This is a genomic window from Kitasatospora sp. NPDC101801 (genome assembly GCF_044766665.1).
GTDB lineage: Bacteria > Actinomycetota > Actinomycetes > Streptomycetales > Streptomycetaceae > Kitasatospora.
This window is the reverse complement of record NZ_JBIWML010000059.1, coordinates 16,289-31,989: the sequence shown is the minus strand read 5'-3', so window position 1 is coordinate 31,989 and position 15,701 is coordinate 16,289. Positions and strand designations below refer to the sequence as shown.

Annotated in this window: 9 protein-coding genes; 6 read left to right on the top strand and 3 right to left on the bottom strand. The window is 72.1% G+C overall.

What is annotated here, in order from left to right; translation table 11 throughout:
• Window positions 1-90: 90 nt before the first annotated feature.
• The 3 genes from ACIRPK_RS34650 to ACIRPK_RS34640 form a co-directional block, all read right to left on the bottom strand.
• Entirely contained in the window at window positions 91-792 is a 702-nt protein-coding gene (locus ACIRPK_RS34650; protein ID WP_403046345.1) for an exonuclease domain-containing protein, read from the bottom strand.
• Between the two features lie 104 nt (window positions 793-896).
• A complete protein-coding gene (locus tag ACIRPK_RS34645; protein WP_403046342.1) occupies window positions 897-2,129 on the bottom strand; it encodes a Dyp-type peroxidase in 1,233 nt (410 codons plus the stop codon).
• A gap of 177 nt (window positions 2,130-2,306) precedes the next feature.
• A complete protein-coding gene (locus ACIRPK_RS34640) occupies window positions 2,307-3,554 on the bottom strand; it encodes an SAV2148 family HEPN domain-containing protein (protein WP_403046339.1) in 1,248 nt (415 codons plus the stop codon).
• A 392-nt stretch (window positions 3,555-3,946) separates the two neighbouring features.
• Between ACIRPK_RS34640 and glgX the strand changes: the two genes are divergently transcribed.
• From glgX to ACIRPK_RS34610, 6 genes are all read left to right on the top strand, one after another.
• Window positions 3,947-6,064, top strand: a complete 2,118-nt coding sequence (glgX, locus tag ACIRPK_RS34635; protein WP_403046336.1) for a glycogen debranching protein GlgX — start codon at window positions 3,947-3,949, stop codon at window positions 6,062-6,064.
• 173 nt (window positions 6,065-6,237) lie between these two features.
• On the top strand, window positions 6,238-8,649 hold the full coding sequence (gene treY / locus ACIRPK_RS34630; RefSeq protein WP_403046334.1) for a malto-oligosyltrehalose synthase: 2,412 nt from the start codon (window positions 6,238-6,240) through the stop codon (window positions 8,647-8,649).
• A gap of 29 nt (window positions 8,650-8,678) precedes the next feature.
• The gene (gene treZ / locus ACIRPK_RS34625) at window positions 8,679-10,400 is read left to right on the top strand and encodes a malto-oligosyltrehalose trehalohydrolase (RefSeq protein WP_403046332.1); all 1,722 of its coding nucleotides are present in this window, start codon (window positions 8,679-8,681) and stop codon (window positions 10,398-10,400) included.
• Between the two features lie 125 nt (window positions 10,401-10,525).
• Complete coding sequence (locus ACIRPK_RS34620) at window positions 10,526-11,074, top strand: DUF6939 family protein (protein WP_403046330.1); 549 nt, start codon at window positions 10,526-10,528, stop codon at window positions 11,072-11,074.
• 108 nt (window positions 11,075-11,182) lie between these two features.
• On the top strand, window positions 11,183-11,908 hold the full coding sequence (locus ACIRPK_RS34615; RefSeq protein ID WP_403046328.1) for a WXG100 family type VII secretion target: 726 nt from the start codon (window positions 11,183-11,185) through the stop codon (window positions 11,906-11,908).
• Entirely contained in the window at window positions 11,905-15,648 is a 3,744-nt protein-coding gene (locus tag ACIRPK_RS34610; protein WP_403046325.1) for a DUF6531 domain-containing protein, read from the top strand. The genes ACIRPK_RS34615 and ACIRPK_RS34610 overlap by 4 nt, the downstream gene beginning before the upstream one ends.
• The last annotated feature ends 53 nt before the right edge of the window (window positions 15,649-15,701 follow it).

The following is a 15,701-nucleotide window of genomic DNA, read 5'->3' as shown; positions in this document are numbered from 1 at the left end:
CGACCACTGCTCATCAGAAAGATCTCCACGCCCCACACCATGATCATCACAGCGCGAGGACTGGACCGGAACCCCGTTCTAAAACACGGCCTAGCGCAGCGGCCAGCTGCCGTCGACCTCGGCGGCCGGGTCCTTCTCCCGGCGCAGCCAGGACTGCAGGTCCTCGGCCCAGCTCCGGTACCAGTCGATCTGACGGGCGTGCAGCTGCTCCGGCGTCAGGCCGCCGACCTCGGCCGGGTAGCGCTCGCCGAGGGCGACCGCGACCCGGACGGCGGCCAGCGCGTCGCTGCCCGCCTCGTGCGCGTCGATCAGCTCCACGCCGTACACGGCGCAGACGTGCTGCAGGGTGCGCGAGCCGCGCCGGTACTTGTCCACCGCGCGGTCGATCACCAGCGCGTCGACCACCGGGGCGACGCTGCCGCCGAGCCGGTCGGCCAGCGAGCGCAGGCCGTACCTGGCGAGCTCGGCGTCCAGCAGGGAGAGGTCGAACGGCGCGTTGAAGGCCACCACCGGGCGGCCCGCCAGCAGCCGCTCGCACAGCGCGTCGGCTATCTCCTCCACCGCCAGCGCGGCCGGGCGCCCGTCCCGGCGGGCCTGCTCGTCGCTGATCCCGTGGATCGCCGTCGCCTCGGCGGGCACAGGCACGCCGGGGTCGAGCAGCCAGTTCAGCACCCGCTCGGGCCGGGGCCCGAAGGTGTCCACCAGTGCCGCGGTGACGATCCGGGAGCTCGCCGGGTCGGTGCCCGTGGTCTCCAGGTCGAAGCCGACCAGAGGCTCCTTCCACCAACTCATCCGAGATGTCCTTCCGTCGGTCCGTCGCGAGGTGCCCATCATCGCGCGCACCAGTGACAGCAGGAACCGCCGGGTCCGGGCGAGCAGCCTCCGGAGGGGCCGGCTCACCCGGCCAGCATTCCCCGGCCGAGCCAGTCGTTCTCGTCCCTGACCCCGGGCAGCGCGAAGAAGTAGCCGCCGCCGGTGCAGACCAGGAAGTCGCTCAGCGGCTCGCCCTCCAGCCGCCGTTGCACCGCCTCGAACTGCCGCACCAGGTCCTGCTGGTAGCAGCAGAACGCCAGCCCGGTGTCCAGCCGACCGTCCGCGGTCAGGCCCCGGTCGTAGGTGTAGCCCCGGCGCAGCACCCGGGAGTCGTCGGTCCCGGGGGTGCGCGGGTTGGCCAGCCGGATGTGCGCGTCGAGCGGGATGACCGCCCCGGTCGGGTCCTTGGTGTAGTCCGGCTCGTCGTTCTCGGTGGTCCCGTCCAGCGGGGCGCCGGTGTCGCGGCGGCGGCCGATCACCCGCTCCTGCCGGTCCAACGGGACCTCCTCCCAGGCTTCGCAGAGCACCCGGATGGTGCGCAGCACCTGGTAGCTGCCGCCCACCGCCCAGGCCGGTTCGGCGCTGCCCGGCTGCACCCAGACCAACCGGTCCAGCTCCCGGTCGGAGGCCGGGTCGGGGTTGGCGATGCCGTCCTTGAAGCCCAGCACGTTGCGCTGGGCCCCGTCCGGGCGGCCGGGGTTGAGCTGGCCGTCGGTGCGCCAGAGCGGTTGCAGCCTGCCCCGGGTCCACCGGCCGAGGTCCCGCAGCGCGTGGACGACCACGTCCCTGCTGTCGGCGCAGAGCTGGAGCGAGAGGTCGCCGTGCAGGTCACCGGCGCGCAGCCGGTCGCCGCGGAAGGTCCGCATCCGGCCGAGCCTGGCCGGTTGCACCGCCGCCAGCCCGTAGCGGCGGTCGAACAGCGTGGCGCCGACCGCGACCGTCACGGTGAGGTTGTCGGCGGGGAGCACCGGGCCGAGCGTGCCGCTGTCACCGGGCGGGGCGCCCGGGGCGTCCGGCGGCGGGGTGCCGCCCGCGGTGAGGAAACGGATCCGGGCCGTCAGCTCGCGCAGCAGCTTCTCCAGTCCGGCCCGGTCGGGCACCGCGACCGCGAACGAGACGAAGCTCGCGTAGCCCTGGGCGGGCGTGACGATGCCGGCCTGGTGCGGGCCGTGGAACGGGATCACCGCACGCGCCGGGCCGGTCCCGGCGGCGGCGGGTGTCGCCCCGGACCGCAGGGCGAGGGCGCCGGTGGCAAGGGCGGTGGCCTTGACGAAGCCGCGGCGGCCGAATCCGGCCGGGCAGGACTGATCGGTCATCAGGCGGACTCCCTGGGGCTCTCGGGGACTGGGTGTCGTCCATCGCACCGGCGGGCCGCGGGACCCGCCGGCGACAACCGCCATCCTGGCACCGGAAAGGGCCACCGACCGTTCCGGTCAGGCCGGCTGACACTCGGTCAGCCGTCCCCCGTTCCGGTACGGCGGCCGGCCCGCGGCTCAGGACACCGCCCGGGAGTCCGCCCAGACCCCCTCGAACTCCTCGCGGTAGACCTCCAGCAGCCCGGGCTCCTGCCCGCCCGGCTCCTGCCCCGCGCCGCCGCGCAGCACCAGCGCGGGGGACTCGATCCCCCGGGACCGCCGCAGGTACGGCTGCACCACGCCTAGGTCGCCCGAGCGGCGGCGGCCCGGCGGCCGGGCGCCCTCCACCAGGTAGGCGGTGAACCGGGGCATCTCGTCGAACACCCGGATCTCGAAGCCGCCCTGGTCGCGCAGCCGGGCCCGGACCCGGCGGACGTGCATGATGTTCATCTCGATCGAACGGGCCAGCTCACCCCGCCCGAGGCCGAGCTCACGCTCCCGGCGGCGGACCGCGCTGCTGGCCGGGTTCAGGAACAGCAGCCGGACCCGGCAGCCGTCGGCGGCCAGCCGGACCAGTCGCTTGCCGGTGTAGTTCTGGCAGAGCATGCCGAGACCGATGCCGAGCGCGTCCAGCCGCCTGGCGCCCTCCAGCAGGTCCTCCACCGGCAGCTCGCGCTGCAGCCTGACCCGGTCGGCGTGCACCGAGACCACGTCCGCGAACCGGCCGCCGACCAGGTCCTCGACCACGTCGGCGGGCACCCCGCCGGAGCCGCCGTCCAGCAGGGCGAGCAGCCGCGCGGCGGCCCGCTCGGTCTGCGCCAGCACGGTGCCGGACAGGCTGCGGTTGCGGGAGACCACGTGCCGGGCGACCTCCAGCTCGTCCAGCGCGAGCTCGATCTCCCGACGGTCGATCAGATAGGGCTCGAAGCACGGCCAGTGCTGCACCATCAGCTCGCGCAGCTGCGGCAGGGTGAGGAAGACCAGCGGGTCGTCGTCGGCCGGGTCGAGCAGGTAGCCCTTGCGGCGGCTGACCTCGCGGACCGCACCGGCCCGGTGCACCCACTCCTCGCCGGCCGGGCCGGCCGCAGCGGTCACCCAGTCCTCGCCGTGCGCGGGCGCGTAGACCGGCCGGAGCACCTCGTCCACCAGGGCGCGCAGCCGCTGTTCCACCAGGTTGAGCCAGACGTACGCCCGGCCGGCCAGCCGGACCCGGTGGTCGGCCAGCCCCCACTGGTCCGCCGACCAGGCCAGCGGCGCGGGCTCGACCGGCCCGCCCTGGGCCGGGACGGTGGCGCGCTTCGGCGGCCGCCCGCGCATCACCACCGTCGGCGCCTCGCTCCGCCCGGAGCCCTCCGGGCCGTCCCGGCCGTCGGCGGGGACCACCATGCGCTACCTCACCTCTCGGCCCACCCCCGGCGGACCGGCGAGATGACGGACCGTCCGCTGACCCTGTCTCGACCATGGCGGCAGGGGCGTGCACAGCCCGATGTCCGCACGGTGTCCGGAGCGCGTGCCGGACGATCAAGGGTACTGCCGGGTCGGCGGGGGCGCAGCCCCTTGTCCGCACAACCATCCGTTCGGAGAAGGTGGATTAGCCACCGGGCGGACACTCGTTCGGGCGAAGTCGCGGCCAATTGCTCGCCCTGGCCCCATCCGGTTGGGGAGGATCCCGGTATGCCGTGCATCACGGTAGGCATGGTCGTACATGGTCCGGCAGCCAGCCGGGCAGATCCTGTACAACGCCAATTCCGGTTGGCACCAGGGAAGTTGAGGGCAATATGCAGGTCTGGCCAGGGCAGCCGTACCCCCTCGGCGCCACCTACGACGGGGCCGGCACCAACTTTGCGGTGTTCTCCGAGAGCGCCGATCGGATCGAGCTCTGCCTGCTCGGCGAGGACGACTCCGAGACCTCGGTCGAGCTCCGGGAGACGGACGCCTTCGTCCGGCACGCCTTCCTGCCCGGCATCCAACCCGGGCAGCGGTACGGATTCCGGGTGCACGGCCCGCACAACCCCGGTCTCGGCCAGCGGCACAACAGCGCCAAGCTGCTGCTGGATCCGTACGCCAAGGCGATGAGCGGCCACATCGACTGGGACGAGTCGGTGTACGGCTACCACTTCGGTGCGCCCGAGCGGCGCAACGACCTGGACTCGGCCCCGCACACCATGCACTCCGTGGTGATCAACCCGTACTTCGACTGGGGCAACGACCGCCCACCGCGTACCGACTACCACCGCACGGTGCTCTACGAGGCCCACGTGAAGGGCCTGACCCAGCTGCACCCAGGTATCCCGGACGAGATCCGGGGCACCTACGCGGGCATCGGCCACCCGGCCGTGATCGAGCACCTGGCCAAGCTCGGGGTGACCGCGATCGAGCTGATGCCGGTGCACCAGTTCGTCCGGGACCACCGGCTGCGCGACCTCGGGCTGTCCAACTACTGGGGCTACAACACCATCGGCTTCTTCGCCCCGCACTCGTCCTACTCCTCCGGCGGAGACCGCGGGCAGCAGGTGCAGGAGTTCAAGTCGATGGTCAAGGCGCTGCACGCGGCCGGCATCGAGGTGATCCTCGACGTGGTCTACAACCACACCGCGGAGGGCAACCACCTCGGCCCGACGCTCTCCTTCCGGGGCCTGGACAACGCCTCCTACTACCGCCTGGCCAAGGACCAGCGGTTCTACGAGGACACCACGGGCACCGGCAACAGCCTGCTGATGCGCAGTCCGCACGTACTCCAGATGATCATGGATTCGCTGCGCTACTGGGTCACCGAGATGCACGTGGACGGCTTCCGGTTCGACCTGGCCGCCACCCTGGCCCGGCAGTTCCACGAGGTGGACCGGCTCTCCTCGTTCTTCGACCTCTGCCAGCAGGACCCGGTGGTCTCCCAGGCCAAGCTGATCGCCGAGCCGTGGGACTTGGGCGAGGGCGGGTACCAGGTCGGCAACTTCCCCCCGCTCTGGACGGAGTGGAACGGCATGTACCGGGACACCGTCCGCGACCTCTGGCGCGGCGAGGCCGCCACGCTGGCCGAGTTCGGCTCCCGGCTGACCGGCTCCTCCGACCTCTACCAGGACGACGGCCGCCGCCCGATCGCCTCGATCAACTTCGTCACCTGCCACGACGGCTTCACCCTGCGCGACCTGGTCTCCTACAACGAGAAGCACAACGAGGCCAACGCCGAGGACAGCCGGGACGGCGAGTCCTTCAACCGCTCGTGGAACTGCGGCGCCGAGGGCGACACCGACGACCCCGCCGTGCTGGAGCTGAGAGCCCGTCAGCAGCGGAACTTCATCGCCACCCTGCTGCTCTCCCAGGGCGTGCCGATGCTCTCGCACGGCGACGAGCTGGGCCGCACCCAGCACGGCAACAACAACGCCTACTGCCAGGACAACGAGCTCTCCTGGGTGCACTGGCCGGAGAGCGGCACCCCCGAGTCCGAGCTGCTGGAGTTCACCCAGGGCATGATCTGGCTCCGCCGGGACCACCCCGTCTTCCGCCGCCGCCGGTTCTTCCACGGCCGCCCGGTCTCCGGCACCCACGACGACCTGACCGACATCAACTGGTTCACCCCGGCCGGTGGGGAGATGACCGACCGGGACTGGTCCACCAGCTACGCCAAGTCGCTCACCGTCTTCCTGAACGGCAACGCGATCTCCGAGCCCGACCGGCGCGGCGGCAAGATCGTCGACGACTCCTTCCTGCTGCTCTTCAACGCGCACTCCGAGCCGCTGGAGTTCACCGTCCCGGCCGACCACGGCCAGGAGTGGCAGACCGTGGTGGACACCACCCTGCCGGTGCTGCCCGCCCCGGGCACCGGCACCCGGGTGAAGGCGGGTGACACGCTCTGGCTCACCGACCGCTCGCTGATGGTGCTTCAGCGCCCGGCCTGACCACGCCCCCGGCCACGCCCCTGCGCGCGCCCCCGACCGCTCCCCCGCCTCCCCCGCACCACCCCTGACCAGCCAGTCCCGAGAGCCACTCCGACCAGCCACTCCGACCACAGGATTGGGCCGTTCGCACCAACACCGCGTTGGCCCGCCGACCGCCAGGGTAGGCATCAGCCATGACCTCCGAGCAGCCACGCCCGGCGGCGGGCGCCGTCGGTCCGCCCACGTCCAGCTACCGGCTCCAGCTCCAGCCCGCCTTCACCCTGCACGACGCCCGCCGCGCCGTCCCGTACCTGGCGGCGCTGGGCGTCTCGCACCTGCACCTCTCCCCGCTCCTCGAAGCCACCCCCGGCTCCACCCACGGCTACGACACCGTCGACCACAGCCGGATCAGCGAGCAGCTCGGCGGCGAGCCCGCCCTGCGCGAGCTCGCCGCCGAGGCGCACCGCCACCAGCTGCGGCTGATCGCCGACGTGGTCCCCAACCACATGGCCCTGCCGGTGCCCGAGCAGCTCAACCAGCCGCTCTGGGAGGTGCTCAGGGACGGCCCCGACTCCCGGTACGCGCATTGGTTCGACATCGACTGGACGGCCCAGCCCGGCCCGGTGGACGCACCCGGGCGCGGCCGGCTGCTGCTGCCGCTGCTCGGCGACCGGCTCGGCGCGGTGCTCGACCAGTTCACCGTGGAGGGCGACACCCTGCGGTACTTCGAGCACGCGTTCCCGCTCCGCCCCGGCACCGCCGGGCTGCCGATCGGGGAGCTGCTGAGCCGTCAGTGGTACCGCCCGGCCTGGTGGCGGCTGGCGGACGGCGAGCTGAACTACCGTCGGTTCTTCACGGTGAACCAACTGATCGCGGTCCGGGTCGAGGTGCCCGAGGTCTTCGAGGCCACCCACCGCGCCCTGCTGCGGCTGCACGCCGACGGCGTGCTGGACGGCTTCCGGATCGACCACCCCGACGGCCTGGCCGACCCGCGCGGCTACCTGCGCCGGCTGGCCGAGGCCACCGGCGGGGCGTACACCGTGGTCGAGAAGATCCTCACCGGCCCGGAGCTGCTGCCCGCCGACTGGGCCTGCGCGGGCACCACCGGGTACGACGCGCTGCGCCGGATCGACGGGGTGCTCACCGACCACGCCGGGGCCGAGCGGCTGGTGCACGCCTACCGGCAGGACTGCGGCTCCACCGCCGACCCCGCCGAGGAGGGCCGCCGGGGCCGGGCCGAGCTGACCGCCCCGGGCGGCGAGCTGGCCGCCGAGGTGGCCCGGCTGGTCCGGCTGGTGGAGCGGATCGGCGCCGCCGAGCCGGCCCTCGCCGACCACCCCGCCCCGGCGGTCCGGGCGGTGCTGGCCGAGCTGCTGACGGCCTATCCGGTCTACCGCCCGTACGTGGTGCCCGGCGAGCCCGCCCCGGCCGAGGCGGTCACCGACGTCACCGCCGCGCTGGCCGGCCTGCCGCCGGAGCTGGCGGCCACCGCCGAGCTGGTCCGCGGTCTGGCGCTCGGCGAGCTCGGGCGCGGCCCGGCCAAGGACGAGTTCTGCGCCCGCTTCGGCCAGACCGCCTCGGCGGTGGCGGCCAAGGGGGTGGAGGACACCGCCTTCTACCGGTTCAACGCGCTGCTCAGCCTGAACGAGGTGGGCGGCCACCCGGCCCGGCCCGGCCTGCGCCCGGCCGAGTTCCACGACTGGTGCGGCTACCTCGCCGAGCACTGGCCGCACACCATGACGGCGCTCTCCACCCACGACACCAAGCGCAGTGCCGACGCCCGGGCCCGGCTGACCGTGCTGGCCGAACTCCCGGAGCGGTGGGCCGCCGAGTGCGCCGCCTGGACCACGGCCGCCGGTCCCTGCCCGGACCGCCCGACCGCCTGGCTGCTCTGGCAGACCCTGATCGCCGCCTGGCCGGTGGAGCCCGACCGGCTGGTCGGGATACTGCTCAAGTCGGTCCGCGAGGCCAAGCGCGCCACCTCCTGGACCAGCCCGGACGAGCGGTTCGAGCGCCGCCTGACCGAGTACGCCCGGGCGGCCCTGGCCAACCCGGGCCTGTGCCCCCGGATCGAGGGCTTCGTGCACTCGATCGCCCCGCACGCCCGCAGCAACTCGCTCGCGGCCGCGCTGCTGCACCTGACCGTGCCGGGCGTGCCCGACCTGTTCCAGGGCAGCGAGGAGCCGCTCTACACCCTGGTCGACCCGGACAACCGGGCCCCGGTGGACCTCGGCTCGCTCGCCGTCCGGCTGACCGACTCCCCCGCCGACCGCCCCGGCGACCTGGCCCGGGAGAAGCTGCACCTGACGGCGACCGCCCTGCGGCTGCGCCGGGCCGGCGAGCTGGGCCGGTACCGGCCGCTGGCGGCGACCGGCCCGGCCGCCGGCCACCTGCTCGCGTTCACCCGCGGCGAGCGGACGGTCAGCGCGGTCACCCGGCTGCCGTACGGGCTCGACCGCGACGGTGGCTGGCGCGACACCGTGCTCGAACTCCCACCGGGCCACTGGACGGACCAGCTGACCGGGCTGCCGGTCGGAGATGGCGAAGTGTCGGTGGCGAGGTTGCTGAAGCACCATCCGGTGGCCCTGCTGGTGCGAGACTCCTGAGACCCCCTTCGGTGATTGGTGGCAGCAGCGTGACGGAGTACCAGGTCTGGGCCCCGGAGGCGTCCCGGGTCGAGGTGGAGGTGGCCGGCTCGGCGCACCCGATGGCCCCGGTGCCGGACCGGGACGGCTGGTGGAGCGCGGTCGGCCCGAGCGGCGACTACGGCTTCCGGCTGGACGGCGGCCCGCCGCTGCCCGACCCGCGCTCCCCGCACCAGCCGTACGGCCCGGACGGGCCGAGCCGCCCGGTGGACCACGCCGCCTTCCACTGGTCCGACACCCCCTGGCAGGGCCGGCCGCTGCCCGGCGCCGTGGTGTACGAGCTGCACGTCGGCACCTTCACTCCGGGCGGCACCTTCGAGACGGCCGCCGCCCGGCTCGACCACCTGGTCGAACTCGGGGTGGACTTCGTGGAGTTGCTGCCGGTCTGCCCGTTCCCCGGCCGGCACGGCTGGGGCTACGACGGGGTCTCGCTCTGGGCCGTGCACGAGCCGTACGGCGGCCCCGAGGGCCTCAAGCGCTTCGTCGACGCCGCGCACCGCAAGGGCCTCGGGGTGATCCTGGACGTGGTGCACAACCACCTCGGCCCGTCCGGCAACTACCTGCCCGCGTTCGGCCCGTACTTCACCGACCGGCACCAGACCCCGTGGGGTTCGGCGGTCAACCTGGACGCCCCCGGCTCCGACGAGGTGCGGTCCTACCTGATCGGCAGCGCGCTCGGCTGGCTGCGCGACTACCGGATCGACGGGCTGCGGCTGGACGCCGTGCACACCCTGGCGGACGACCGGGCCGTGCACTTCCTGGAGGAACTCGCCACCGCCGTGGAGCACTTGGCCGCCGCCACCGGGCGGCCGCTGTTCCTGATCGGCGAGTCCGACCTGAACGACCCGCGCACCACCAACCCGCGCCAGGCCGGCGGCCTCGGGCTGACCGCGCAGTGGAGCGACGACTTCCACCACGCCCTGCACGCCACCCTGACCGGCGAATCCCAGGGCTACTACGCCGACTTCGCCCGGGAGCCGCTGGCCGGGCTGGCCAAGACCCTCACCCAGGGCTTCTTCCACGACGGCAGCTGGTCCTCGTTCCGGGGCCGCAGCCACGGCCGGCCGTTCCCCACCGACTTCGGCCACCGGCTGCTCGGCTACACCCAGACCCACGACCAGATCGGCAACCGCGCCACCGGCGACCGGCTCGCCGCCTCCCTCTCCCCTGGCCGGCTCGCCGCCGGGGCAGCCCTGATGCTCACCTCGCCGTTCACCCCGATGCTCTTCATGGGCGAGGAGTGGGGCGCCGGGACACCCTGGCAGTACTTCACCAGCCACCCGGACCCGGCCCTGGCCGAGGCCGTCCGGCAGGGCCGCCGCCGCGAGTTCACCGCCCACGGCTGGCCCGCCGACGCCATCCCCGACCCGCAGGCACCGGCCACCGTGCTCACCTCGACCCTGGACTGGACCGAGCCGGACGCCGCCCCGCACGCCGAACTGCTCGCCTGGTACCGCAGGTTGATCCAGCTGCGGCGCACCCACCCCGCCCTCACCGACCCCGACCTGGCCCGGGTCCGGGTCGACTTCGACGAGTCGGCCCACTGGCTGGTGGTCCACCGCGGCCCCTTCCGCCTGGCGGTCAACCTCGGCCCCGCCGAGCAGCTCCTGCCGCTCACCTGTAGCGAGCCCCTCGCCACCTTCGGCCGGGCCGACCCGACCGACGACGGCCTGCTGCTCGCCCCCGACTCCACCGTCCTCCTCCGCAGCTGACCCTCGCCCCGACCCCGCCCACCCCGGGGGTCGACCTGCCCTGCCCTGAAGGTGCTCGGCAGCCGGAGAATGTCCGTCGCAGGAGGCACACTGGGCGTCTTGTGCCATCGAGGGAGAGCCGTCCGATGACGATTCGTGTTGCCGGCCGACGCCGTAGTCCGGCATCACTGGCCGCCGCGTTCCCCGGCGCGGAGATCATCGACGTCACGTCCAAGGCCCAGGGCCCCTGGGTGCGGCTGAGCCCGTTCTACCCGCACGGCGGCCTGCCGGTGCCGTACTTCGACGGCCTCACCAGCCAGTCGGTGGAGGGCGTCTGGCAGGCCCTCAAGGTCTTCGAGCACGCCGACATCGATCTCGGAAAGCTCGAGGTCGCCACCATGAAGGGGCTGAAGCGGACGGTCCGCCGGTACGGCCCGGTCCAGGGCCACCGGGCCGGCCCGCACAGTGCGCAGCTGCTGCCGTACGAAACCGCCAGGCGCCGCATCTACCTGCCGACCTACCGCTGGATGCTGGAGCACCGGGCGGCGGACCTGGTCGAACGCCTCCGCGGCATTCCGGACGTGGTGCTCCTCGACTACACCACCAACGGCGACGTGGCCGATCCCCGCAGTCCGCTCTCGCACGCGGCGCTCGTTCAGCTGCACCTCGAAGGCCGGTGGCCCGAGGAGAGCTGACCGGCCGGCCCACGATCAGGGTCGGTCAAGTTCGGGCAATGTCCACTTTCTCCTAGGCAGCTGCGGGCTACATTCGCCTGCGCATGCGTTCGACGGGGGAGGTTTCGCATGGCTATCGAGCTGCCCGACGAGGTGGTCACGTTCCTGTCCATCATCGGGATCAACTGGCCGACGGTGAACGAAGACAAGGTCCGCGAATTCGCTTCGCATGTGCGGGAGTTCGCAGACAATGTGGAGGCCGCACACCGGGACTCCACCGCGACGATCCACAGTCTGGGCGAGGCGTACCAGGGGGCTTCGTACGAGGCCCTGCTGGCCAAGTGGGCCGCGCTGTCGGACAGTCACCTCAACGACCTGGTGCAGGCCTGCCAGGTGGTGGCGACCGCGCTGGACGTGGCGGCGGACGTGATCGTGGCGATGAAGGTCGAGACGATCGCCGAACTGGTGGCACTGGCCGCCGCGTTCATCGCGGACCAGGCGGCGGCAGTGGCGACCTTCGGGATCGCGGAGGCGGCGGTGATCCTGATCGAGGAAGCCGCGAAGCGCCTGATCAACTACCTCGAACAGCAGTTGGAGCAGTACATCATCGCGCAGGTCGTCGAGGCCGCCATCGGGCCGCTGATCGACACCGTGGCGGCGGCGGTGAGCGGTCTGGTCTTCGAGGCCGCCGCGAACGCACTCGGGGTGGACAGCGGCACGGCCGGCGGCACCGGCTTCATGGTCAACCCGGACGCGCTGGAGGCGCACGCGCTCACCATGCACGACCACGCCGAGACCGTGGTCGGCCACGCCCAGGCGTTCCAGTCCAAGATCGCGGGGGTGAGCTTCGAATGAGCAACCAGATCGTCAAGGCCCTGGAGCACGGCGCCGAGAAGCTCGGCAAGACCCTGGCGGAGGACGCCGGCAAGGCGCTGAAGAACTTCTACCGCAAGGCCGGCGACAACCTGAAGAAGGTCGCCAAGAACACCCGCGACGCGGACACCAAGCACGCCAAGGACCTGCAGAAGCTCCTGGGCGGCGACCACAAGTCCGTCCCGCACCCGCACTCCCCCGGCGGCCGCGGCCGCCCGGGCAACTCCCACCCCAAGGGCCGGGGCCGCGACCAGGTCAAGAGCCCGCGCACCGAGGGCCGCCCGCTGGACACCCGCAAGTGCCCCGGCGAACCGGTCGACATCGCCACCGGCCGGATGTTCATCGACCAGGTCGACGCCCTCCTCCCCGGCTCGCTGCCACTGGAGTTCACCCGGACCTACGAGTCCGGGCTGGTCACCGGCCGCTGGATGGGCACCAAGTGGCTCTGCCCCTTCGACGAACGCCTGGAGCTGGACGAAGCGGGTGTCGTGCACATCCGCCCCGACCGGATCACCCAGGCGTATCCGCACCCCGAACCCGGCGACCCGGTGCACGCCTCGGCCGGCTCCCGCCACGAACTCGACCTGACCGACGGCCTCTTCACCGTCACCGACCGCTCCACCGGCCTGGTCAGGGAGTTCACCCCCACCCGCGACGGCGACGAGGCCCTGCTCACCGCCGTCCGCGACCGGCACGGCCGACGCTACGACCTCGCCTACGACGAGAACGGAGTCCCGCAGTCCATCACCCACTCCGGCGGCTACCGACTCATCGTCACCGTCGACGCCGACCGCATCACCGCCCTCCGCCTCGCCAACGCCGGCGACAGCGGGGGCGACGCCCTGCTGATGCGCTACGGCTACACCGACGGACACCTCACCTCCGTGTACAACTCCTCCGGCAAGCCGATGCGCTTCACCAACGACACCACGGGCCGCCTCACTTCGTGGACCGACCGCAACAACTCCCAGTACCTGTACACCTACGACGCCCACGACCGGGTAACCGACGAGGGCGGCGCCGACGGCGCCCTGCGCTTCACCTTCAGCTACGGCGACCCCGACCCCGTCACCGGCCTCCGACTCCACACCGAGACCAACGCCCTCGGCCACACCACCAGCTACCACATCAACGAACACGCCCAGGTCACCACGCAGATTGACCCGCTGGGCAACGCCACTCACTACGAGCGCGACGAGTACGACCGCCTTCTCAGCGAAACCGATCCCCTCGGCCGCACCACCAGCTACGAGTACGACGGCGCCGGCGACCTGATCACCGTCACCCGCCCCGACGGTCTGCAGACCACCGTTGAGTTCACCGACGGCCTCAGTCTCCCGACCCGCATCGTGGAACCGGGCGGAGCGACCTGGCTCCAGAGCTACGACCAATCCGGTGCGCTGGTCTCCGGCACCGATCCGCTCGGTGCGGTCACCCGGTACAGCTACGACGAGCGGAGCCACCTGGCCACCGTCACCGACGGGCTGGGGCACACCATGCGAGTTCGCTGCAACGCCGCCGGGCTCCCGATCGAGCTCACCGACCCCTCCGGTGCCACCAGCCGCTACGAACGTGACGCGTTCGGCCGGACCACGGCCGTCATCGACCCGCTCGGGGCTGCCACCCACCTGACCTGGAGCACCGAGGGCCTCCCCACCTCCCGCACCACTCCGGACGGGGCCGTGGAGAGCTGGACGTACGACGGCGAGGGCAACCGGCTGACGCATACCGACCAGCTGGGCCAGGTCAACGCATTCGAGTACACCCACTTCGAGCTGCTCGCGGGCCGCCGGAGCCCGGACGGTGCCCGCTACACCTTCGGCTACGACGCCCAGATGCAACTGGTAGCCGTCACTGATCCGCTCGGCCGCCAGTGGACGTACACCTACGACGCGGCCGGACGGGTCATCGGCGAGCGCGACTTCCACGGACGCTCCGTGGCCTATCAACTCGATGCCCTGGGCCGACTCGTCACCCGTACCAACCCGCTCGGTCAACAGGTGCGATACAGCTACGACCTGTTGGGGCGCACCACGACCGTCGAATCGGCCGACGGTGCCGCCACCTACGGCTACGACCCGGCCGGCCACCTCATCCGGGCCGACAATGCGGATGCCACGCTCGTCCGCACCGTCGACGCGCTCGGCAACCTGCTCACCGAGACGGTCAACGGACGTACGCTCACCCAGACCCGCGACGTCCTGGGCCGACCGCTCCACCGCGTCACGCCCGGTGGCCACAGCAGCAGTTGGACGTACGGTCCGACCGGCCGACCCTTCGGCCTCGCCACCTCGGGTGGTGACCTCGGCTTCGGCTACGACGTGCTCGGGCGCGAGGTGGAGCGGAGCATCGGTTCACAACTGTCCCTCACCAACACCTGGGACGTCCGGCACCGTCTCACCGGCCAGACCGTCCAAGGCACTTCAGGTCAGCTCCAGCACCGCACGTTCTCCTACCGCGCTGACGGCAACCTCAACGGCATCGACGACCGTCTCGGCGGCCGCCGGACCTTCGAGCTGGACCTGACCGGTCGAGTGACCGGTGTGGAGGCCGCTTCCTGGAGGGAGAGTTACGCCTACGACCAGGTCGGCAACCTCACCGCGGCTGACTGGCCCGCCACCGACGCCACCCGGGCGGCCGTCGGAACCCGCAGCTACACCGGCTCCCAGCTGACCGGCTCCGGTCGGGTCAGCTACGAGTACGATGCGGCCGGCCGGACGACGCTACGACGGCGAGCGCGCCTGTCGAAGAAGCCCGACGCCTGGAGGTACACCTGGGACACCGAGGACCGCCTCACCGGAGTCAGCACCCCGGACGGTACCCGGTGGCGCTACTGCTACGACCCGCTCGGCCGACGAATCGCCAAGCAGCGCCTGACCCAAGAGGGGGCGGGGGTCGAGGAGCAGACCGACTTCACCTGGGACGGTACCGTTCTGGCCGAACAGACGACGCGGGCCGCGTACCTCCCGGGTCCCCACACCCTCAGCTGGGACCATGCCGGCCTCCGTCCGCTGGCCCAGACCGAGACCATCACCGTCGCCGCGACGGCATCGACCCCACAGCAGCGGATCGACCGTCGATTCTTCGCGATCGTCACCGATCTCGTCGGCACGCCCACCGAGTTGGTCGACCCACTGGTCGGCGACATCGCCTGGCGCGCCACCAGCACGCTCTGGGGCCACACCACCTGGGCCGGCACCAGCACCACCTACACCCCGCTCCGGTTCCCTGGGCAGTACTTCGACCCGGAGACCCGGCTCCACTACAACGTCAACCGGTACTACGACCCGGAGACCGCCCGCTACACCTCACCGGATCCCCTCGGTCTGACTCCTCATCCGAACCCCGACGGCTACGTCCACAACCCGCACACCTGGTCCGACCCGCTGGGACTGTCACCGCACACACATCCTCCCGAGACCGTCGTCGACCTCCCGGAGGTGGTGGCGCCGAAGCCCCTGAAGCCCTCCGAGGCGGACGCCAAGTGGAAGGAGTTCCTCGGGCCCGGTCCTTATACTGACATCCACCCACGCACCGGACTGCCCGACCCGGGCCGCCTGGTGTCGGCCGACGGCCTGCGGAGCATCCGGATGGGACCTCACGAGATGAACAGCAAACCCACGAAGTTCCACTTCCACATGGAGACTTGGTCCTGGGTGTCCCCTTCCAACACCTGGTACGTCAGCAACACCATGGTCCGAGTCCCCCTGGGGCTCAAATGAGAGTGCGGGTCCTCGATGTCCCTGATCCCCGGCACGGAACGGTGGCCTTCTCC

Excerpts from the sequence above, each read along its gene's own strand:
- treY (WP_403046334.1), top strand. The coding sequence starts at position 6,238 with ATGACCTCCGAGCAGCCACGCCCGGCGGCGGGCGCCGTCGGTCCGCCC.
- ACIRPK_RS34620 (WP_403046330.1), top strand. The coding sequence starts at position 10,526 with ATGACGATTCGTGTTGCCGGCCGACGCCGTAGTCCGGCATCACTGGCC.
- ACIRPK_RS34645 (WP_403046342.1), bottom strand. The coding sequence starts at position 2,129 with ATGACCGATCAGTCCTGCCCGGCCGGATTCGGCCGCCGCGGCTTCGTC.
- glgX (WP_403046336.1), top strand. The coding sequence starts at position 3,947 with ATGCAGGTCTGGCCAGGGCAGCCGTACCCCCTCGGCGCCACCTACGAC.
- ACIRPK_RS34640 (WP_403046339.1), bottom strand. The coding sequence starts at position 3,554 with ATGGTGGTCCCCGCCGACGGCCGGGACGGCCCGGAGGGCTCCGGGCGG.
- ACIRPK_RS34615 (WP_403046328.1), top strand. The coding sequence starts at position 11,183 with ATGGCTATCGAGCTGCCCGACGAGGTGGTCACGTTCCTGTCCATCATC.
- ACIRPK_RS34650 (WP_403046345.1), bottom strand. The coding sequence starts at position 792 with ATGAGTTGGTGGAAGGAGCCTCTGGTCGGCTTCGACCTGGAGACCACG.
- ACIRPK_RS34610 (WP_403046325.1), top strand. The coding sequence starts at position 11,905 with ATGAGCAACCAGATCGTCAAGGCCCTGGAGCACGGCGCCGAGAAGCTC.